Source organism: Pseudomonas sp. GM_Psu_1 (assembly GCF_026544185.1).
Lineage (GTDB): Bacteria > Pseudomonadota > Gammaproteobacteria > Pseudomonadales > Pseudomonadaceae > Chryseomonas > Chryseomonas oryzihabitans.
The window spans coordinates 1-20,056 of record NZ_JALNUX010000005.1; the positions used below are offsets into that span (position 1 = coordinate 1).

Sequence of the window (20,056 nt, forward strand, 5' to 3'; positions counted from 1 at the left end):
CCCAGCACCCCCGCTCAGTTCATTCTGGCGGGGGTGTTGTCTTTGGGGCGGGAAAAGTTTGGCCGGGCCTCAGAGCGCCTAGGCGCTGGGGGCAGAGAATTGGCCAGCGAAGGCCTGAGGCTGCGTAGCTGAGGTGGCCCTCACCCTAGCCCTCTCCCGGGGGAGAGGGGACCAGGAGCGGAGTGGCGGAGAGGTTGGCGCAGGGCCTGCCAGATGTGTGCTGCTGACACTCCGCAAAGAGCACAAGAGCCACAACAGCCCGGCTGCGCCATGGCGGTCCGCCGATGCGGCCGCTCCTGCTAGAAGGCATGCCGTAGGAGCGGCCCATGGCCGCGATCAACTGGATGCTGGGCTTCGCTGCGCTCAACCCAACCTACCGCAGCGTTACGCGAGCAAGAAAAAGCCCGGCATGTGCCGGGCTTTTTGGGTTCAGGGTTTGCGGGCTATCAGGGTGGCGCGTAGGGGAGGGGGAGGCCTTCGACGGTCAGGCCTGGATCTTGCGGATTGAGCCAACACCTCGGCGAACCATTGGTAACCTGACCGGGAATGATTCCGATCTGCTTCATTTCTCCAGCTCTTTTCGGTATACAATGCCCAATGGCCTAAGGCCGGCAGGCAAGGGGTGCGAAGCGTCGTACCCCTTTTTTCTTTGCATGACCAATCAAATTTATAGCGTAGCCTAGGATCCTATTCTTTGACGGGTAGGGCCAGCGGATAGTTGTTTAGGTGACGCAAGCGATGAAAGCGCAAGCGAAGGGGATTCGATTTTGATCAAGGTGCTAGTTGTCGACGATCATGATCTTGTTCGTACCGGCATCGTACGGATGCTGGCGGATGTGGCAGGAATCCAGGTCGTCGGCCAGGCAGACAGTGGTGAAAATGCACTGATGCTGGCCCGTGAGCTCGAGCCGGATGTAGTCCTGATGGACGTCCGGATGCCCGGTATCGGTGGGCTGGAAGCTACCCGCAAGCTCCTGCGCAGCCGGCCCGATCTGAAGGTGGTGGTCGTCACGGCCTGCGAGGAAGATCCTTTTCCGACGCGCCTGCTCCAGGCGGGTGCTGCAGGGTATCTGACCAAGGGTGCCGACATCGAAGAGATGATCACCGCCATCAAGCAGGCCTTCGCCGGTCGACGTTACATCAGTGCGCAGATCGCCCAGCAGCTGGCCTTGAAACCCTTTCAGTCCAAGGCCGAAGCGTCGCCCTTCGATCAGCTGTCCGAGCGAGAGATTCAGATCGCGCTGATGATCGCGGGCTGCCAGAAAGTCCAGGTCATTTCCGACAAGCTCTGTCTGTCGCCCAAGACCGTTAACACCTATCGCTATCGGATCTTCGAGAAATTATCGATTACCAGCGATGTCGAACTGGCCATGTTGGCTGTTCGCCACGGCATGGTAGATGCAACGAGTTGATATGAGTCAATCTTTCGATGCTGCAGCCTTTCTATCCGGTTGCAGCGGACGTCCGGGTGTCTATCGGATGTTCGATGAGGGCGGCAAGCTCCTCTATGTTGGTAAGGCCAAGAATCTCAAGAACCGACTTTCCAGCTATTTCAGAAAGACCGGCTTGGCACCCAAGACGGCTTCCATGGTGTCCAAGATCGCTCAGATCGAGACCACCATCACCGGCAACGAGACCGAAGCGCTCCTGCTGGAACAGAATCTCATCAAGCAGTGGCGCCCGCCCTACAACATCCTGTTGAGGGATGATAAGTCCTACCCCTATGTCTATCTCTCAACTGAGGATCAGTATCCGCGACTGACCATTCACCGTGGAGAGAAGAGAGGGAAGGGGCGCTACTTCGGTCCTTATCCCAGCGCCGGTGCCATCCGCGAAAGTCTCAATCTGCTGCAGAAAGCCTTTCAGGTACGGCAATGCGATGACAACTACTTTCGCAATCGTACGCGGCCGTGCCTGCAGTATCAGATCAAGAGATGCAAGGGTCCCTGTGTGGCGCTCGTCAGCGAGCAGGAATATGGCGAAGACGTTCGTCATTCGGCCATGTTTCTCGAGGGGCGCAGCAATGCCCTGGCTGAAGAGCTGCAAGCCAAGATGGAAAGCGCCTCGGTCAATCTGCAGTTCGAGCGGGCAGCGGAGTTGCGTGATCAGGTGGCCCTGGTGCGACGCGTTCAGGATCAGCAGAGCATCGAGGGAGGCACCGGTGATGTCGATGTCATCGCCGCGCTCGTCAATCCGGGCGGTGCCTGTGTGCACCTGGTCAGCGTACGCGGCGGGCGAGTGCTGGGAAGCAAGAATTTCTTCCCGGAGGTAGGGATCGAGGAGGATTCCAGCGAAGTGCTGGCCGCCTTCCTGGAGCAGTACTACCTCGCCTACCTGGAGCGGGATCTGCCGGACGAGATCATCGTGAATTCCGTCCACGAGGACTTCGCTACCCTGATCGATGCCTTTGCCGAGGTTCACAAGCGGCAACTGGTCATCGCTCATCGCGTCCGGGGGACCCGAGCCCGCTGGCAGCAGTTGGCGGTAACCAATGCGGAGCAGGCGCTGAATACGCGATTGGCCAATCGGCAGCACATGGGGGTACGTTTCGATGCCCTGGTGCAGGCGCTGGATCTGCCGGAACCGCCTCAGCGGCTGGAGTGTTTCGATATCAGTCATTCCAGTGGCGAGGCGACCGTGGCGTCCTGCGTGGTCTTCGGGCCGGAAGGACCGCTCAAGTCGGATTATCGTCGTTACAACATCGAGGGTGTAACCGCCGGCGATGACTATGCCGCCATGCATCAGGCGTTGACCCGCCGCTTCAGCCGGCTCAAGGCGGGCGAGGGCAAGCTGCCTGACATCCTGCTGGTGGATGGAGGCAAGGGCCAGCTGGCCATGGCCCGTGAGGTGCTCAGGGAGTTGGCGGTGCCGGATCTGGTCCTGCTGGGCGTCGCCAAGGGCGTCACCCGCAAGCCGGGTCTCGAAGTCCTCTATCTGGACGATCCGTCCAACGAATTCACCCTGCCGGCTCATTCGCCCGCGCTGCATCTCATTCAGCAGATTCGCGACGAGGCGCACCGATTCGCCATCACCGGACACCGCGCACGCCGCGGCAAGGCGCGGCGGACGTCATCGCTGGAGGAGGTTGCCGGAATCGGGCCCAAGCGGCGGCAGGAGCTTCTCAAGCACTTTGGGGGACTCCGTGAGCTGCAGCGTGCGAGCATCGAAGAGATCGCCAAAGCGCCAAGCATTAGCAAAAAGCTGGCCGAGCAGATTTATGCGGCCTTGCACAGCGAGTAGAATCGCCTCACGTTCACCAACAGCCGCGCCAATGAATATTCCAAATCTGCTTACCGTACTGCGCGTCTTCCTCATTCCGCTCTTTGTCATCCTGTTCTATCTGCCAGTCCACTGGAGTTACTGGACCGCCAGCACCATCTTCGCCATCGCCTGTGCAACCGACTGGCTGGATGGTTATCTGGCTCGGCGCCTGGGGCAGAGCACGCCCTTCGGTGCCTTCCTGGATCCGGTAGCGGACAAGCTCATCGTCGCGGTGGCCCTGGTGTTGCTGGTGCAGGAGCATGCCAATGCCTGGCTGACACTGCCTGCCGTCATCATCGTCGGTCGTGAGATCGTGGTATCGGCGCTGCGGGAGTGGATGGCCGAGTTGGGCGCCCGGGCCCAGGTCGCGGTGTCCAATCTGGGCAAGTGGAAGACGGCGGCGCAGATGCTGGCGCTGGTCATCCTGTTGGCCAACCCGCCGCAGATGACCTTCTGGGTCATCAGTGGTTATGCGTTGCTCATCGTCGCAGCAGCCCTGACCCTGTGGTCCATGTGCACCTATCTGATGGCTGCGTGGCCGCATCTGATGAGGGCCGAGAAAAAGAAATAAGTTTTTTGAATCAATGGCTTGACATGAAGGGTGGCTCAGATAGAATGGCGCCCGTCACCAAGCGGGAATAGCTCAGTTGGTAGAGCACGACCTTGCCAAGGTCGGGGTCGCGAGTTCGAGTCTCGTTTCCCGCTCCATGTTTTACATGAGTGTCGCAAGACATTCAGGTTTGAGGCCGGGTGGCAGAGTGGTCATGCAGCGGATTGCAAATCCGTGTACGCCGGTTCGATTCCGACCTCGGCCTCCACTATTGAGAGCCCCGTAGATCCCAGGTCTACGGGGCTTTTCATCATCCAGGGATGTATGAATACTGGATCAGGTTTTACGAATCCGCTTGTCTGAGGGTTCGGTTCTGCCCGAGTGGTGAAACTGGTAGACACAAGGGACTTAAAATCCCTCGACTTAACCGTCGTGCCGGTTCGATTCCGGCCTCGGGCACCATCCAAATGAAAAGGCCACTCCTGTTCGAGTGGCCTTTTTCGTTTAGGAGGGAATCGTCCAGTAGGGCGTTTCATCCGCATCGCGCTCGATACGTGAGCGGCTGTCGAGGATGAAGGCTTCGAGCATGGCCGCGTCGAGCAACTCGGTGCGGGCGATAGGGCGGTTCAGTACCGACTGACCGCTGCGGGAAAAGACCTCGACATCGTAGGCGCGCTGATCACGCGTGGAGATCACGCAGCGCAACGGCTCGAATCCGCCTTTGAGGGTGTTGAAGGCGCTGGCGAGTTCGACATAGAGGGTCATCCGGAAAAGCTTCCTGTTCAAAGGTGGCACTGTGACAGCATTGGCTGCTACAGGGTTTCACCTTTGCAGAAAAGTGCCGTCATATCGCGATGCTAGTCGCAAAATCCCGGCCCTGCTTTCGGAGTTTCATTGCCAGCCTTGCAGCCAGCATTCTGCATCCTGCAACTCGTGCCAGTCCAGCGTCCAGGTACGACGAGTGAGAACGGCTTGCAGATCTATCTGCGAGATGGGGTCGGTCTCGACTTCCGGGGTATGGACCCGGGTGACGATGAAGTGCTTTTGCCGTTCGCGTGGCTGGACGGCCGTCCATTTGCTGAGCAGCAGCTTGTGGGGGTTGATCTGACGTTGCTTCATCCCTGCATGGCCTCCAGCAGGGGTGCGCTGCGATAGCGCTGCAGCAGGGCTTCCAGGTTGCGATCGGGCATGGCGTGGGCCCTGAGCGCCGTGATGGTGCGCTCGACGTATTCCAGGGTGGTGCCGAAATGGCCGCAGGCCTCGGTCAGGACGCGATTGAGGATGTCATCGGGCAGGCTGCCGGCGTAGCAGGGCAGATTGCGCTTCAGCACGAAGCCGAGCGCCTGCACCTTGCTGCCGTCTTCCAGGTGGCATTGCAGCCAGCGGGGGCGGTAGGACCCATCCGGCATCTCGCGCTTCCAGAGGGCCAGCAGGTGGTCGTCCAGCTGGTCATCCGGCAACCGGTAGGCGAAGCCCGAGCAGGAGCCGCCGCGATCCAGGCCCAGTACCAGGCCGGGTTGCTCAGGGGTACCGCGATGCAGCTGGGACCAGATATAGAGACCGCGGTGATAGCCGTGCACCCGCGCCCGGCGCACGGCGACGGCGGGGCACTCGGGGCGCCAGATCAGCGAGCCGTAGGCGAACAGCCAGACCGGACCGGGTTGGCGTTGAGCCAGGGTGGCTTCCAGGGAGGCCACCAGCTCGGGAGGGGTGAGCGGCGTGGCGGGCGCGAGCTTGGGGGGATAGGAATCGTGGATGCTGGAAGAAATCTGTCTGTGCATATGCCGCCTGGTCCTCTACCGCTGGAGCTGCCAGGTTCAGGAACCCGGTCCTAAGATCCTAACGAAAGTCCGGGAGGAACTCCTAGACCGTTCGTGCCCATCTTTATGACGCCTGGTTAGGTCGCAGCGAGAAACATGCCAAGGTGGACGCAGAAAACGGCGGAAGAAAAAAGCCCGGCAGGTGCCGGGCGGGAAAGGGGGCGTGAGATCGATCAGGCGCTGGTGCGGATCAGGTGATCGAAGGCGGCCAGGGAGGCCTTGGCGCCTTCGCCCAGGGCGATGACGATCTGCTTGTAGGGCACGGTGGTGACGTCGCCCGCGGCGAAGACGCCGGGCAGGGAGGTCTGGCAGCGGGCGTCAACTTCGATCTCGCCGCGCGGCGACAGCTCGACGGTACCCTTGAGCCAGTCGGTATTGGGCACCAGGCCGATCTGCACGAAGACGCCTTCCAGGTCGAGGTGGTGGAACTCGCTGGAGTTGCGATCCTTGTAGACCAGGCCGTTGACCTTCTGGCCGTCGCCCTTGACTTCGCTGGTGAGGGCGCTGGTGATGACGGTCACGTTGGGCAGGCTGAACAGCTTGCGCTGCAGCACGGCGTCGGCACGCAGCTGGCCGTCGTACTCGATCAGGGTGACCTGGGCGACGATGCCGGCGAGGTCGATGGCCGCCTCGACACCCGAGTTGCCGCCACCAATCACGGCGACGCGCTTGCCCTTGAACAGGGGGCCATCGCAGTGCGGGCAGTAGGCCACGCCGCGGTTGCGGTATTCCCGCTCACCGGGGACGTTCATCTCGCGCCAGCGAGCGCCGGTGGCCAGGATCAGCGTCTTGGCCTTGAGCGAGCCGCCATCGGTGAAGCGGACTTCGTGCAGGCCGCCGGCTTCGTGGGCCGGAATCAGCTGCTCGGCGCGCTGCAGGTTCATGATGTCGACTTCGTACTGCTTGACGTGCTCTTCCAGCGCCATGGCCAGCTTCGGCCCTTCGGTCTCCTTGATGGAGATGAAGTTCTCGATGGCCAGGGTGTCCAGTACCTGGCCGCCGAAACGCTCGGCGGCGACGCCGGTACGGATGCCCTTGCGTGCGGCATAGACGGCAGCGGCAGCGCCAGCCGGGCCACCCCCGATGACCAGGACGTCGAAGGCGTCCTTGGCATTGAGCTTGTCTGCGGAGCGAGCGGCGGCGCCGGTGTCGAGCTTGGCGACGATCTCTTCCAGACCCATGCGGCCTTGGCCGAAGGGTTCGCCGTTCAGGTAGACGCTAGGCACGGCCATGATCTGGCGGCGCTCGACCTCGTCCTGGAACAGGGCGCCGTCGACGGCGACGTGCTTGACCCGGGGATTGAGCACGGCCATGAGGTTCAGGGCCTGCACCACGTCCGGGCAGTTCTGGCAGGAGAGGGAGAAATAGGTTTCGAACTGGTAGTCGCCGTCGAGCGCCTTGACCTGCTCGATGACGTCCTGGCTGGCCTTGGACGGATGACCGCCCACCTGCAGCAGGGCCAGTACCAGGGAGGTGAATTCGTGGCCCATGGGCAGACCGGCGAAGCGCAGGTCGATGTTCTGACCGGGGGTCAGTAGGGCGAAGGAGGGGCGACGCGCATCGGTGCCGTCGGTGCTGAGGCTGACCTGATCGGACAGGCTGGCGATATCCTGCAGCAGGCTATGCATTTCACGGGACTTCGCGCCATCGTCGAGGGACGCGACGATCTCGATGGGGCGCGTGACGCGTTCGAGGTAGGTCTTGAGCTGGGCTTTCAGATTGGCGTCCAACATGGCGACGTGGCTTCCGTAAAAAATGGGCAAAAAAAGAGCGCGCGGGCAAGGCGCCCGGGCGCTCGGGCTAGATCAGGCGGGTGTTAGATCTTGCCGACCAGGTCCAGCGAGGGGGTCAGGGTCGCTTCGCCTTCTTTCCACTTGGCGGGGCAGACTTCGCCCGGGTGGTTGGCGACGTACTGGGCAGCGCGGACCTTGCGCAGCAGTTCGCTGGCGTCACGGCCGATGCCGTTGTCGTGAATTTCGCACAGCTTGATCTGGCCTTCCGGGTTGATCAGGAAGGTGCCGCGCAGGGCCAGGCCTTCTTCTTCGATCAGCACTTCGAAGTTGCGTGCCAGGCGAGCGGTGGGATCGCCTACCAGCGGGTAGTTGACCTTCTTGATGGCTTCCGAGGTGTCGTGCCAGGCCTTGTGCGCGAAGTGGGTGTCGCAGGACACGCCGTAGATCTCCACGCCCAGCTTCTGGAACTCGGGGTACAGGTCAGCAAGGTCTTCCAGCTCGGTGGGGCACACGAAGGTGAAGTCGGCCGGGTAGAACACGATGGCGGACCACTTGCCCTTCAGATCGGCCTCGGTCACCTGGACGAATTTGCCGTTGTGGTAGGCGGTCGCGGTGAAAGGCTTCACTTCGGTGTTGATCAGGGACATTGATGACTCCTTGATGGGTTTAAGTCAGGGTTGAAATCGATAGGACGCATACTAATCGCATTTTGACGATTCACCTCATTGTTAAAGGCGATGTCGGCGATTGGGCGTCTCTATCGGATACTACAGGTATTTAATAAAATCAGCGGCTTAGCTCGGCTCAGGCCGGGCCCAGCGCCTTGGTCGTGGCCGGATGCTGACCCCATTCGCTCCAGGAGCCGTCGTAGAGTCGACCATCCGGCAGGCCGGCGACGCTCAAGCCGAGCAGCAGGACCGCGGCGGTGACGCCACTGCCGCAACTGGTGATCACCGGATGCAGGCCGTCGATGCCCAGGGCCTGGAAGCGCTGGCGCAACTCCTGGGGTGGCAGCAGGGTGCCATCTTTTGTCAGCAGGCTGTCGTAGGGCAGATTCTGGCTGCCGGGCATATGCCCTGAGGCGACGCCCGGGCGCGGCTCCGCTACCTCGCCGGTGAAGCGCTTGGCGCCACGCGCGTCGAGCACCTGGGTCTGGCCCACGCTGAGCGCGGTCTGCACATCGCCCAGGCCGCAGAGCAGGCGATTGTTGAAGATGACGGGGTAGGGCGGCTGCGGGTTGGGCAGGTTTTCACCGGTCTGCAGCGGCAGGCCCTGTTCACGCCAGAGCGGCAGGCCGCCATCGAGCACCATCACCTGGTCATGGCCGAACAGGCGGAACAGCCACCAGGCCCGGGCGGCGGAGAACAGGCCCTTCTGGTCGTAGACGACCAGGGTGGTCTCCGGGGTGACGCCCAATTCGCCAGCCAGGCGGGCGAAGCGTCCCGCGCTGGGGACCATGTGCGGCAGCGCGGTGTCCGGATCGGAGAAGTGTTCGATATCGAAGCGCAGGGCGCCGGGGATGTGCTGCTGCCGATAGGTCTCGTCGGCGATCTGGGGTTCGTTGGGCAGGTAGAGACTGGCATCGAGGATCAGCAGATCCGGACGGCCGAGTTGCTCCTGCAGCCAGGCAGCGGTGACCAGCGGGGAGGCGATCATGGGTGGCGCTCCTTGATGGGCAAAGGACGACAGCTTACCGCGCCCGGCGCGACGTGGGCTGTCAGGGATCGGCGGATACTTTATCCTCGTCAGCCTGGTAACTGGATAGATGACTTATGAGCGAACTTAACGGGCAATCCACGGGCGGCAACGACTGGCAACTCGGGCGCATCGTCGGGGAACTGCATGAGGCGCGCAGCCAATGGCGCGAGACCCATGGGCGTTTCCGCGAGTTCAGCGGCCGCGAGTTGCCCTCGCGCAGCGTCATGGCCAGCGTGATCGAATCCCTCAGCGGCGCGCTCTTTCCGCTGCGCCTGGGGCCGGATCAGCTGCGCCAGGAAAGCGAGGACTTCTATGTCGGTTTCGAACTGGAGCGGGCGCTCAATGCCCTGGTGATCCAGGCGAAGCTGGAACTGGACTATTTCGCCAAGCAGCGTGGGGAGAACGGCGTCAATCGCGCCGACGAGGCCCGTCGGCTGGTGCAGGCCTTCGCCCTGGCCCTGCCGGATCTGCGGCGCCTGCTGGACACCGACGTGATCGCCGCCTACCAGGGCGATCCCGCCGCGCGCAGCGTGGACGAGGTGCTGCTCTGCTACCCGGGCATCTACGCCATGATCCATCACCGCATTGCCCATCACTTCTATCGCAGCGGCCTGCCGTTGCTGGCGCGGATGGTCAGCGAGCGGGCGCACTCGGCGACCGGGATCGACATCCACCCGGGTGCCCAGATCGGCGAGGGCTTCTTCATCGACCATGGCACCGGTGTGGTGATCGGCGAGACCTGCATCATCGGCGACCGGGTACGCATCTATCAGGCAGTGACCCTGGGCGCCAAGCGCTTCCCGGCCGATGCCGAGGGCAACCTCAAGAAGGGCCACCCGCGCCATCCCATCGTCGAGGACGATGTGGTGATCTATGCCGGGGCGACCATCCTCGGGCGCATCACCATCGGCCAGGGCTCGACCATTGGTGGCAACGTCTGGCTGACCCATGGCGTGCCGGCCAATAGCAATGTCAGCCAGGCCAGCCTGCAGGGCTGCGCCGGTCTGGCTCAGGAGTAGTCGGCAGCGCTGTCACGGACGAACTTGGCGAGAAAACGCCGGGTGCGTTCTTCACGCGGCCGATTGAACAACTCGGCCGCCGGACCCTGCTCGACGATGCGGCCGCCGTCCATGAACAGCACGCGGTGGGCGACGTCGCGGGCGAAGGCCATCTCGTGGGTGACGATGACCAGGGTACGACCCTCCTGGGCCAGCCCGCGAATGGTCTCCAGCACCTCGCCGACCCGCTCGGGATCCAGCGCCGAGGTGGGTTCGTCGAAGAGGATGGCCTGGGGACGCATGGCCAGTGCTCGGGCGATGGCGACCCGCTGCTGCTGGCCCCCCGACAGCTGCCCGGGATAGCTATCGGCCTTGTCGGCCAAGCCGACCTTGGCTAGCCATTCACGGCCCTGGGCGATGGCCGAATCGCGCGCCTCGCCCTGGACGATGATGGGGCCCTCGATCACGTTCTCCAGCGCGGTGCGATGGGGAAACAGATTGAAGTTCTGGAAGACGAAGCCCATACGCTGGCGTAACTGGCGGATGGCGTTCTGCTGGCCCTTGAGCGGTCGGCTGGCGTCGATGCGCAGGTCGCCCAGGCGGATGCTGCCGGCCTCCGGGGTCTCCAGCAGATTGAGGCAGCGCAGCAGGGTGGTCTTGCCCGAACCGCTGGGGCCGATGATGGCGACCACCTCGCCCTGAGCCACCTCGAGGTCGATGGACTGCAGCACTGTCTGCTGCCGGAAGGACTTGGACAGCCCCTGCACCTCGATCATGACTGACCTCGTTCGTTGATGTGGCGCCCGTAGTGCCGTTCGAGGCGGTTCTGCAGGGTGGACAGCAGGCTGGCCAGGACCCAGTAGAGCAGTGCCGCGGCCAGGTAGAGGCTGAAGATCTCGAAGGTGCGGGCGGTGATCAGCTGGGCCTGGCGGAACAGCTCCGGCACCTGGATGGTGGCCGCCAGCGAGGTGTCCTTGACCAGCGAGATGAAGCTGTTGCCCAGTGGCGGCAGGGCGATGCGCAGCGCCTGGGGCAGGATGGCGCGCCTCAGGGTCTGCAGCGGCGTCATGCCGATGCTGGCGGCGGCTTCCCACTGACCGCGGTCGATGGCGCCGATGGCCGAGCGGATGATCTCCGCGGTGTAGGCGGCCATGTTCAGCGAAAAGCCGATCAGGGCGGCCGGCAGCGGATCGAGCTGCAGGCCCAGTTCGGGCAGGCCGTAGTAGATGACGAACAGCTGCACCAGCAGCGGCGTACCCCGGAAGAACGAGATGTACAGCCGCGCCAGGCTACGCAGCGGCAGGCTCGGCGAGCGGCGCAGCAGGGCCAGGCCGAAGCCCAGCAGCAGGCCGAAGAACATGCCGCCGAGGCTCAGGACCACGGTCCAGATCGCGCCCTTCAGCAGGAAGGGCAGCGAATCGAGCAGGAGCTGTAGCGTGTCGCTCATTGGGTGACGTCGGCCTTGAACCACTTCTCGGAGATCTTGGCCAGGGTGCCGTCGGCGCGCAGCTTGGCGATGGCCTGGTCGACCGCGGCATGGAATTGCGGATCACCCTTGCGTTCGGCGATGCCCGACTCCTGGCGACTGAAGGGCTCACCGGCCAGGGCCAGCTTGTCCTTGGTCTTGGACAGCAGTTCCAGGGCGGCCAGGCGGTCGACGAGGATGGCGTCGATGCGGCCGACGCGCAGATCCTGGTACTTGGTCGGATCGTCTTCGTAGGTGCGCACGTCCGCCTTGGGTACGTTCTGGCGCAGCCATTGCTCGTAGTTGGTGCCCAGGCCGACGCCGACCTTCTTGCCGGCGAGGTCGGCGGCGGTCTTGATGCTGTCGACGTCGTCCTTGCGCACCAGGGCCTGGATGCCGGAGACGGTGTAGGGGGTGGAGAAATCGTATTTCTTCTTGCGCTCCTCGCTGATGGTGACCTGGTTGATCACCACGTCCAGACGCCGGGATTCCAGGGCGGCCAGCAGGCCATCCCATTTGCCGGGCTGGATCTTGGCGTCGACGCCCAGTTCCTTGGCCAGGGCCTTGGCGAAGTCCACTTCGAAGCCGGTCAGCTGGCCCTGTTCGTTCTGGAAGCTGAAGGGCGGATAGGTGCCCTCCAGGCCGACGATCAGTTCGCCGCGCTGCTTGACGGTCTGCAGGAGGTCTTCGGCCTGGGCGGTGGCCTGGTGGGCCAGGCCCAGGGCGAGCAACAGGGCGGCGCTACGGAGCAGACGCTGGGGGAGGGGTTTGCGCATGGAAGAGATCCTTGTGGTTATGAGGGTGCGCCACTATGAGGGTGTCTGTTCTGACATCCCAAGTCCGAAAACTGCTGACGTTATGCCATCGTCCTGTGGCTTGGCTAGCCGATCACGCCAACCAGTCGCCATAGGCGAAGGTGCCCGGGGCGCCGCCGGTGTGCAGGAATACCAGGGGGCCGGGTGGGAGGTCCCCGCTGGCGACCATATCCAGCAGGCCCGCCATGGCCTTGCCGGTGTAGACCGGGTCCAGCACCAGGCCTTCGAGCCGGCCCAGGCGGCGGATGGCGGCCAGGGTGGCGGGATTGGGCTCGCCATAGCGCGGGCCGAAGTAGCCGTCACGCAGGAGCGGAGGATTCTCAGGTAGAGCGACGCCCAGCAACTCGGCCAACTGCTGCCGCAGCAGGGCGACCCTGGGCAGCTGCTCGGCCTGGGTGCGGGAAACGGTGACGCCGACTACCGGCAGCTCTGGCCGCAGATGATGAAGGGCCAGGTCCAGCCCGGCCTGGGTGCCGGCACTGCCGGAGGCGAGGATGACGGCTGCGGGTTGCAACTGTAGTTCGTGCAGCTGAGCGTCGAGTTCCAAGGCCGCACGGACGTAGCCGAGGGCGCCCAGGGCGCTGGAGCCGCCAATGGGGATCACCCAGGGCTTGCGCCCTTGCTGGCGCAGGCGCTCGGCTTCGGCTTCCAGCTGCCGCAACGGATCATCGAGCGCCGCGACGGCTCTGATATCGGCGCCGAAGAGTTCGAGCAGGAGGCGGTTGCCGCCGTGCAGGTAGCCGGGGTCTGTGGTGGCGATGGGATTTTCCAGCAGGGCGACGCAGGCCAGGCCCTGTTGCGCGGCGACGGCGGCGGTCTGGCGCACATGGTTGGACTGGATGGCGCCGGCGGTCACCAGGGTGTCGGCGCCGGCGGCCAGCGCCGCGGCGACCAGGTATTCCAGCTTGCGCACCTTGTTGCCGCCCAGGGCCAGGCTAGTGGTGTCGTCGCGCTTGCAGTAGACCGCGCGGCCCAGCTCCGCCGACAGCCGCGGCAGGATCTCCAGCGGGGTCACCGAGGGTTGCAGCGTCAGGCGCGGAAAGCGGGCGAGGGCGGTGGCGAGCATGGCGGAACCCGAGGCAATTGAAGGGGGCATCACTCTAGGGCCAAGCCGCGCCTGGCGGCAATCCTGCCCTCAGGCGAGGTCCGGACGCCGCGCCCAGGCCTGGGGCACCAGCGAACGCAGCAGCACGCCATAGAGCGGAACGAAGAGCAGCAGGCTGACCGTCAGCTTGACGCCGTAGTCGACCAGGGCGATCTCCGGCCAGTGACTGGCCATGAAGGGGTTGTCGCTGCGCCAGAAGGCGATGGAAAAGAAGGCCAGGGTGTCGAGGGCGTTGCCGAACAGGGTCGAGACCGTGGGCGCCAGCCACCAGTGGCGCGAGCGCCGCAGGCGGTCGAACACCTGGATATCGAGCAGTTGGCCGAGCACATAGGCACAGAAGCTGGCCAGGGAGATGCGCAGCACGAAGATGTTGACCGCGGCCAGCGCCGCCCAGCCCTGGAAACTGCCGTCCTGGAACAGCACCGAGACCCCATAGGAAACCACCAGGGCAGGAATCATTACCCGGGCGATCACCTGGCGGGCGGGCGCCTTGCCCATCAGCCGCACGGTGAGGTCGGTGGCGAGAAAGATGAAGGGAAAGCTGAAGGCGCCCCAGGTGGTGTGCCAGCCGAACAGTTGCAGCGGTAACTGCACCAGGTAGTTGCTGGCGATGATGATGAGGATATGGAAGGCGACGAGCGCGGCGACCGCCGTGCGGCGCGCGAAAGCGATACGTTCGAGCATGAGAGGGCCTTTTTGAAAGTGCCTGGGGTGAGGGAACCCAGGCCCCGGAATTCGGGGCGGCGCCATCCTAGCCCAAACAGGGCGCCTATCACCAGCGAGCGTCGGTACATGGAAGGGAGTCGCTCGTCCGGGAGCGTTCCCTTCCAGGCTAAAGAGACTCAAGCGGCCGGCTTGAGCACTACCTTGGTCCAGCCATCGTCCCGCGCATCGAAATGCCGATAGGCGTCCGGTGCTTCGGTCAGGTTCAGGCGGTGGGAAATGATCTGCGAGGGTCGCGCCTTGCCTGCATGGATCAACCGCGCCAGCTCACGGTTGTAATTCTTGACGTTGGCCTGGCCGGTGCGGATCTGCTGGCCCTTGAACCAGAAGTTGCCGAAGTCGAAGGCCATCTTGCCTTGCTTGGCCAGGTCGTTCCGGCCGCCCGGGTCCTGGGGCACGAACACCCCGACCACCCCGATACCACCGGTGGCGCGGGTCGAAGCCACCAGGTTGTTCATGGTGAGGTGATTGACTTCGTGCCCGTGGTGATCGCAGCACTGGTAGCCGACGCACTCGCAACCGCGATCGGTCCCGCGCCCATGGGTGAGGTTGAGCAGTTGCTCCACCGCATCGCCTTCCTTGGCGTGGATGGCCTTGGCGCCGAGCTTTTCCGCCAGTGCCAGGCGATCCGGCTGGTCATCAACCACATAGACCTCGGAGGCGCCACGGATCATGGCGGAATGGGCAGCCATGAGGCCGACCGGGCCCGCGCCATAGATGGCGATGGATTCGCCCGGGCGCAGACCGGCCAGCTCGGTGGCATGCCAGCCGGTGGGAAAGATGTCGGACAGCATCACGTAGTCGTCTTCGCGTTCCGCGGCATCTTCGGGCAGTACCAGGCAGTTGAAGTCGGCGTAGGGCACCCGCAGCAACTCCGCCTGGCCACCCTGGTAGGGGCCCATGTCGGCGAAGCCGTAGGCCGCACCGGCGACGCCCGGGTTGGCGGTAAGACAGAAACCGGTCAGTCCGCGCTCGCAGTTCTCGCAGAATCCGCAGCCGATGTTGAAGGGCAGGCAGACCCGGTCGCCAACCTTGATGCGATCGACGCCGAGACCGATCTCGACCACCTCGCCGAGATTCTCGTGGCCGAAGACCCGGCCACTTTCGAAGCTGGTGCGGCCTTCGTACATGTGCAGGTCGGAACCGCAGATGTTGGTGGTGGTGATCCTGACGAGGACGTCGGTGGGTTTTTCGATGCGGGCATCGGCTACGTTCTTGACCGCGACGTCGCGTGGGCCCTGGTAAACCACAGCTTTCATGATGTGCACTCCGGAGTGTCGCGTCGGTCCTCTACGGGCACCCGCTTGGGTAGATGGGCGTCTTCCCTAGCAGCGAGCAGCCTGGGCTGTCGCCTCAAGGGGAGGGCATCGGCAAGCGGACGATAGTTCAAATCGTCAGACGAGTTGGGCTGCGCTTGGGAGTCCTGCTAACGTTGCGGTTTCAACCGCGAAAGAGGCTTGCCATGCACTATCGATCCTTGGGCCGAACCGAGCTGAAGGTGAGCGCCATTTCCCTGGGTACCATGACCTGGGGCGAGCAGAACACCGAGGCAGAAGCCTTCGAGCAGATCCGGGTCGCCAAGGCGGCCGGCGTCAACCTGCTGGATACCGCCGAGATGTACCCGGTGCCGCCGCGCGCCGAGACCTACACCCGTACCGAGACCATCATCGGCAACTATTTCCGCCAGCACGGCGACCGTGCCGACTGGGTGCTGGCCAGCAAGGCGGCCGGTCCTGGCCGCGACATGGACTACATCCGCAACGGCGGCCTGGCCTTTACCAAGGCCAATCTCACCGCCGCGGTGGAGGCCAGTCTCAAGCGACTCAACACCGACTACCTGGATCTCTACCAGCTGCACTGGCCGGATCGGCGGACCAATTACTTCGGTCAGCTGGGCTATGTGCACAACGATGCCGACTTCACGCCCATCGAGGAGACCCTGGAAGCCCTCGACGGCCTGGTGAAGGCAGGCAAGGTCCGCCATGTCGGCCTGTCCAACGAAACGCCCTGGGGCGTGCAGCGCTTCCTGCACCTGAGCGAGACCCGTGGCTCGCCGCGGGTGGTGTCGATCCAGAATCCCTATAATCTGCTCAACCGCAGCTTCGAAGTGGGCCTGGCCGAGCAGGCCATCCGCGAGCAGGTGGGGCTGCTGGCCTATTCGCCGCTGGCCTTCGGTGTGCTCACGGGCAAGTACCTGAACGGCGCCCGTCCGGAAGGGGCGCGACTGACCCTGTTCGAACGCTTCCAGCGCTACAGCAATCCGCAGACGCAACGGGCTGCCCAGGCCTACGTCGAACTGGCCCGGGAGCGCGGTCTGGATCCGGCGCAGATGTCCCTGGCCTTCGTCACCAGTCGGCCCTTCGTCACCAGCAACATCATCGGCGCCACCTCGCTCGCCCAGCTGGAAAGCAATCTGGCGAGCAGCGAGCTGGTGCTGGACCAGGAAACCCTGGCCGCCATCGAAGCCATCCACGTCGACCAGCCCAACCCGGCACCCTGATCGTCTGGTATCCGGCGCCCGGTACAGCTGCTGTACCGGGCGTTTCCTTGCGCCTGGCGAAAGGCGGCCGTGACCGACAGGGCAGGGACGCAAGGGCTGCTGTCCGCGACGCCTATTAAAACCGCGGCCCCAAGGGCCTAGAGTCGGTCGGACCTTCCACGCCTGCAGGTGTCCGTCATGACGTCGTACGAAATCGTGCTCCTGGGAGACCAGGACCCTTCCATCGTGGCCCACCAGGCCATCCCCCAGGCCCTGGCGCTGACCGCCACGGCGCTGGGTGTCACGCTGCGGACACGCTGGCTGCCGACGGTCGAGGCCGATGGCGTCCTTGCCGACTGCGACGGCCTCTGGTGCGTACCCGGGAGTCCCTATCGCCATCGTGAAGGGATGCTGGCGACTCTGCGCACGGCGCGCGAACAGCGGATTCCCTTTCTCGGGACCTGTGGCGGGCTGCAGTACGCGTTGCTGGAGTACGTCCAGTCCGTGCTGGGCTGGACGGACGCCGCCCACGGTGAAGACGATCCGTCGGCCAGCCGCGCGGTGCTCACGCCCCTGAGCTGCGCCCGCATCGAGGTGCAGAATCAACTCCGATTGCTGCCAGGGTCGCGCCTGGCGGAGGCGGCCGGCGCCGAACGGGTCGAGGCCACCTATCGCTGTCGATTCGGGGTGAATCCCGCCTATCTGCCGGCTTTGCTCGACGCCGGCTGGCGCGTCCTCGCCTGGGATGAGGAAGAGCTGCCAGTGGCCTTCGAGCTGACGACCCATCCCTGTTATTTCGGCACCCTCTATCAGCCCGAGCGCGAGGCGCTGGCCGGTCGGGTCCCCACGGCGGTGCGCGCCTGGCTGGACGCGGTGGTCGCGGCGCGGAACCTGGGGACATGAAGCGGCCGGAATTGCCCGAGGACTGTGTGGTGATCGCCTTCGTCTCGCAACGCGCCGACGACGATCCCGACTATGAGGCCATGGCGGCGCGCATGGTGGAGCTGGCGCAGGGGCAGCCAGGCTTTCTGGGCATGGAATCGGTACGGGGCACCGATGGCCTGGGCATCACCCTGTCCTACTGGGCCGATGAGGCCGCGGTCGCAGCCTGGGGCGCCCATCCGGAACATCGGCAGGCGCAGCGGCTGGGTCAGGCGCACTGGTATCGCTGGCATGACACCCGGGTCATGCGCCTGCTGTCGACCGGCTCCGGCCCTGGCGTCACTCCAGGCGGATCGCGCCCAGGGCCGGGGTGACACGGATCCAGCCGATGCGGCTGTCTTCGCCGATCAGCATGACCTTCTTCCAGGGGCGAAAGGGGGCGCTGTCCAGGACCAGAATGCGATCGCCCGGTTTGAGCATGGCGATCAGCTGGCGATTGGCGACCACGCTGCGCTCCGGCATGGAGGGATACTGCATCAGCGGAATCTGGCCGCCGCGAATCTGCCAGGTCTCGCCGCTGGCAGCGTTGATGAAGGTCGGCAGCCGCGTCAGCAGGATGGCCAGCGCGAAGAACCCGATCAGCAGCAGGACGAGCCGCTGCGTCACGGTCCGGACGGCAACGATATCGGGTGACAGCTTGCCAAGCGAGGACATGGAGATGGCTCTGGGCGGCGGACGGTAGAGGCTCGATGCTACCGTCATGCGGCCAGTTGACATCATTCACATCCAGGAAAGGTCAACGGCTGCTCATTCGCCAGCGCCAGACTGTGAACGGCCGCAAAGCGGCCGACTAGAGAGGCGGGTTCAGGGCGCCAGCTGGCGGGTGACTTCCACGGCCTTGTCGAAGGACGGATAGCCACTCTTGGCCACCGCGAGCTCTCCGTAGGCGCTCTTGTAGGTCTGCGCCTGGATCGGATCGGCCTCGGGCACCAGGAAGGGATCGGTATACATCCGATAGAGCAGGGCATAGGCCAGCGGATAGCGATGATCGGCGGAGGCGTTCAGCAATTCCAGGACGTCATCGGTCTGCGGGCCCTGCTTGATGGCGATCACCGCGCGATAGAACTCCACTTCGCCATCGGCGCTGGTTCCGCCATTGCGCAGCAGCAGGGCATCCGCGAGCTTGAGCTGTTCTTCGCTGCCACCCAGGACCAGCAGCTTGGCCTGCAAGAGATCGTTCTGGCGCAGCAGGGTGGTCTGTTCCGCGCTGAGCGGCCGCGTGTCCGCCGCCTCGTGATGACCGCCCAGGGAGCAGCCGGCGAGGGAAACACACAGCAACGGGAGCATCCATTTCTTCATGTCGAGATCTATCCGCGGAGTCGTGACGCTGGTTCCAAACTTTGGACGATAGCAGTTCTTTGCGGCTTTGCGCAGAACCGGAAGGCAATCCTGGAGTCGTATCCGCACGTCCACAGAGCGCCCATGCCTGGCTATTTCCAGCGTCGCGCGCTTCGGGCATTGTATGCGACAAGCGGCTGGATAGACCGCCGTTCGTTTTGCCTTCACGTACAGATCAAAGGACTCCCATGATCACCAAATGTCTGTTTCCGGCAGCCGGCTATGGCACTCGTTTTCTCCCTGCGACCAAAGCCATGCCCAAGGAAATGCTGCCCATTGTGAACAAGCCGCTGGTGCAGTACGCCGTGGAGGAAGCTCTGGAGGCGGGCCTGCATCAGATCGGGATCGTTACCGGTCGTGGCAAGCGCTCGCTGGAAGACCACTTCGACATCAGCTATGAGCTGGAAAGCCAGATCAAGAACACCGACAAGGAAAAGTACCTGGTCGGCATTCGCAAGCTGATCGACAACTGCACCTTCTCCTACACCCGTCAGGTGGAGATGAAGGGCCTGGGCCACGCCATCCTGACCGGCCGCCCGCTGATCGGTGACGAGCCCTTCGCCGTGGTCCTGGCGGACGACCTCTGCCTGAACCTGGAAGGCGACAGCGTCCTCAAGCAGATGGTCAAGCTGTACAACCAGTTCCGCTGCTCCATCGTGGCCATCCAGGAAGTCCCGGCCAACGAGACCAACAAGTACGGCGTGATCGCCGGCGAGATGATCCGTGACGACATCTACCGCGTGAACAACATGGTCGAGAAGCCGAAGCCGGAAGACGCTCCCTCCAACCTGGCGATCATCGGCCGCTACATCCTGACCCCGGACATCTTCGACCTGATCGAGCAGACCGAGCCGGGCAAGGGTGGCGAGATCCAGATCACCGACGCCCTGATGAAGCAGGCCCAGGACGGTTGCGTTCTGGCCTACAAATTCAAGGGTCAGCGTTTCGACTGCGGCAGCGCGGAAGGCTTCGTCGAAGCCACCAACTTCTGCTTCGAGAATCTGTACAAGGCGCTGTAAGCCTGACGTGCAGTCGACCAGGCCACCTGCGGGTGGCCTTGTCGTTTCTGGAGGTTGGCCAGCCGGGCCGCTGCGCAGGGTGGCCTTGCGTTATGCTGGTCGCCAGCAGC

22 protein-coding genes and 3 tRNA genes are annotated in these 20,056 nt (G+C 63.9%); 11 read left to right on the plus strand and 14 right to left on the minus strand.

Translation table 11 applies throughout. The features are described 5' to 3' along the window. Window positions 1–767: 767 nt before the first annotated feature. The 6 genes from uvrY (at window position 768) to OXS31_RS09610 (ending at window position 4,273) form a co-directional block, all read left to right on the plus strand. The gene (gene uvrY, locus OXS31_RS09585; protein WP_027599189.1) at window positions 768–1,412 is read left to right on the plus strand and encodes a UvrY/SirA/GacA family response regulator transcription factor; all 645 of its coding nucleotides are present in this window, start codon (window positions 768–770) and stop codon (window positions 1,410–1,412) included. A 1-nt stretch (window position 1,413) separates the two neighbouring features. Continuing rightward, window positions 1,414–3,240 (plus strand): excinuclease ABC subunit UvrC, encoded by a 1,827-nt coding sequence (gene uvrC, locus OXS31_RS09590; RefSeq protein ID WP_027599190.1) that lies wholly within the window; start codon window positions 1,414–1,416, stop codon window positions 3,238–3,240. A 31-nt stretch (window positions 3,241–3,271) separates the two neighbouring features. Next, window positions 3,272–3,832, plus strand: a complete 561-nt coding sequence (gene pgsA / locus OXS31_RS09595; protein ID WP_267398762.1) for a CDP-diacylglycerol--glycerol-3-phosphate 3-phosphatidyltransferase — start codon at window positions 3,272–3,274, stop codon at window positions 3,830–3,832. Window positions 3,833–3,893: 61 nt separating this feature from the next. Beyond that, window positions 3,894–3,969, plus strand: a tRNA-Gly gene (locus tag OXS31_RS09600). Window positions 3,970–4,005: 36 nt separating this feature from the next. Then, a tRNA-Cys gene (locus OXS31_RS09605) sits at window positions 4,006–4,079 on the plus strand. A gap of 107 nt (window positions 4,080–4,186) precedes the next feature. After that, window positions 4,187–4,273 (plus strand) — tRNA-Leu (locus OXS31_RS09610). Window positions 4,274–4,315: 42 nt separating this feature from the next. On the opposite strand, the gene OXS31_RS09615 is transcribed toward OXS31_RS09610, so the two are convergent. The 6 genes from OXS31_RS09615 to sseA all read right to left on the minus strand — a co-directional run bounded on the left by OXS31_RS09615 (window position 4,316) and on the right by sseA (window position 9,020). Beyond that, window positions 4,316–4,576 carry a hypothetical protein gene (locus OXS31_RS09615; protein ID WP_007161858.1) on the minus strand — a complete coding sequence of 87 codons (261 nt, stop codon included), beginning with the start codon at window positions 4,574–4,576 and terminating at the stop codon, window positions 4,316–4,318. Window positions 4,577–4,702: 126 nt separating this feature from the next. Then, entirely contained in the window at window positions 4,703–4,930 is a 228-nt protein-coding gene (locus tag OXS31_RS09620) for a TIGR02450 family Trp-rich protein (RefSeq protein WP_007161857.1), read from the minus strand. Continuing rightward, window positions 4,927–5,592, minus strand: a complete 666-nt coding sequence (locus tag OXS31_RS09625) for a gamma-glutamylcyclotransferase (protein WP_267398765.1) — start codon at window positions 5,590–5,592, stop codon at window positions 4,927–4,929. Before OXS31_RS09625 ends, OXS31_RS09620 begins: the two co-directional genes overlap by 4 nt. A 212-nt stretch (window positions 5,593–5,804) precedes the next feature. After that, window positions 5,805–7,364 carry an alkyl hydroperoxide reductase subunit F gene (gene ahpF, locus OXS31_RS09630; RefSeq protein WP_027599204.1) on the minus strand — a complete coding sequence of 520 codons (1,560 nt, stop codon included), beginning with the start codon at window positions 7,362–7,364 and terminating at the stop codon, window positions 5,805–5,807. Window positions 7,365–7,447: 83 nt separating this feature from the next. Continuing rightward, window positions 7,448–8,011 (minus strand): alkyl hydroperoxide reductase subunit C, encoded by a 564-nt coding sequence (ahpC, locus tag OXS31_RS09635; RefSeq protein WP_007161854.1) that lies wholly within the window; start codon window positions 8,009–8,011, stop codon window positions 7,448–7,450. A gap of 157 nt (window positions 8,012–8,168) precedes the next feature. Further along, on the minus strand, window positions 8,169–9,020 hold the full coding sequence (sseA, locus tag OXS31_RS09640; RefSeq protein ID WP_267398768.1) for a 3-mercaptopyruvate sulfurtransferase: 852 nt from the start codon (window positions 9,018–9,020) through the stop codon (window positions 8,169–8,171). A gap of 116 nt (window positions 9,021–9,136) precedes the next feature. On the opposite strand from sseA, the gene epsC reads away from it, so the two are divergent. Further along, window positions 9,137–10,081 carry a serine O-acetyltransferase EpsC gene (epsC, locus tag OXS31_RS09645; protein ID WP_007161852.1) on the plus strand — a complete coding sequence of 315 codons (945 nt, stop codon included), beginning with the start codon at window positions 9,137–9,139 and terminating at the stop codon, window positions 10,079–10,081. Here the strand turns inward: epsC and tcyN are convergent. From tcyN to OXS31_RS09675, 6 genes are all read right to left on the minus strand, one after another. Further along, a complete protein-coding gene (tcyN, locus tag OXS31_RS09650) occupies window positions 10,072–10,836 on the minus strand; it encodes an L-cystine ABC transporter ATP-binding protein TcyN (protein ID WP_267398771.1) in 765 nt (254 codons plus the stop codon). The genes epsC and tcyN overlap by 10 nt on opposite strands. Beyond that, entirely contained in the window at window positions 10,833–11,507 is a 675-nt protein-coding gene (gene tcyL / locus OXS31_RS09655; protein WP_027599207.1) for a cystine ABC transporter permease, read from the minus strand. Before tcyL ends, tcyN begins: the two co-directional genes overlap by 4 nt. Beyond that, window positions 11,504–12,301: a cystine ABC transporter substrate-binding protein gene (gene tcyJ / locus OXS31_RS09660; RefSeq protein WP_042134370.1), complete on the minus strand. Its 798-nt coding sequence runs from the start codon at window positions 12,299–12,301 to the stop codon at window positions 11,504–11,506. The genes tcyL and tcyJ overlap by 4 nt, the downstream gene beginning before the upstream one ends. Window positions 12,302–12,413: 112 nt before the next feature. Continuing rightward, window positions 12,414–13,406, minus strand: a complete 993-nt coding sequence (locus OXS31_RS09665) for a D-cysteine desulfhydrase (RefSeq protein ID WP_267398777.1) — start codon at window positions 13,404–13,406, stop codon at window positions 12,414–12,416. Window positions 13,407–13,475: 69 nt separating this feature from the next. Then, entirely contained in the window at window positions 13,476–14,129 is a 654-nt protein-coding gene (locus OXS31_RS09670; RefSeq protein WP_074583607.1) for a 7-cyano-7-deazaguanine/7-aminomethyl-7-deazaguanine transporter, read from the minus strand. Window positions 14,130–14,287: 158 nt separating this feature from the next. Beyond that, a complete protein-coding gene (locus OXS31_RS09675; RefSeq protein WP_267398782.1) occupies window positions 14,288–15,427 on the minus strand; it encodes a glutathione-independent formaldehyde dehydrogenase in 1,140 nt (379 codons plus the stop codon). Between the two features lie 203 nt (window positions 15,428–15,630). Between OXS31_RS09675 and OXS31_RS09680 the strand changes: the two genes are divergently transcribed. The 3 genes from OXS31_RS09680 (at window position 15,631) to OXS31_RS09690 (ending at window position 17,903) form a co-directional block, all read left to right on the plus strand. Continuing rightward, window positions 15,631–16,668, plus strand: a complete 1,038-nt coding sequence (locus OXS31_RS09680) for an NADP(H)-dependent aldo-keto reductase (RefSeq protein ID WP_267398784.1) — start codon at window positions 15,631–15,633, stop codon at window positions 16,666–16,668. A gap of 177 nt (window positions 16,669–16,845) precedes the next feature. Next, window positions 16,846–17,550, plus strand: a complete 705-nt coding sequence (locus OXS31_RS09685; protein WP_267398785.1) for a hypothetical protein — start codon at window positions 16,846–16,848, stop codon at window positions 17,548–17,550. Next, window positions 17,547–17,903 (plus strand): antibiotic biosynthesis monooxygenase, encoded by a 357-nt coding sequence (locus OXS31_RS09690; protein WP_267398786.1) that lies wholly within the window; start codon window positions 17,547–17,549, stop codon window positions 17,901–17,903. The genes OXS31_RS09685 and OXS31_RS09690 overlap by 4 nt, the downstream gene beginning before the upstream one ends. Here OXS31_RS09690 and OXS31_RS09695 read toward each other — a convergent pair. Both OXS31_RS09695 and OXS31_RS09700 read right to left on the minus strand, forming a co-directional pair. Beyond that, window positions 17,869–18,243: a hypothetical protein gene (locus tag OXS31_RS09695; protein ID WP_077172898.1), complete on the minus strand. Its 375-nt coding sequence runs from the start codon at window positions 18,241–18,243 to the stop codon at window positions 17,869–17,871. The genes OXS31_RS09690 and OXS31_RS09695 overlap by 35 nt on opposite strands. A 150-nt stretch (window positions 18,244–18,393) precedes the next feature. Then, complete coding sequence (locus tag OXS31_RS09700; RefSeq protein WP_231501019.1) at window positions 18,394–18,876, minus strand: hypothetical protein; 483 nt, start codon at window positions 18,874–18,876, stop codon at window positions 18,394–18,396. Window positions 18,877–19,115: 239 nt separating this feature from the next. Between OXS31_RS09700 and galU the strand changes: the two genes are divergently transcribed. Then, window positions 19,116–19,946, plus strand: a complete 831-nt coding sequence (gene galU, locus OXS31_RS09705; protein WP_007161840.1) for a UTP--glucose-1-phosphate uridylyltransferase GalU — start codon at window positions 19,116–19,118, stop codon at window positions 19,944–19,946. The last annotated feature ends 110 nt before the right edge of the window (window positions 19,947–20,056 follow it).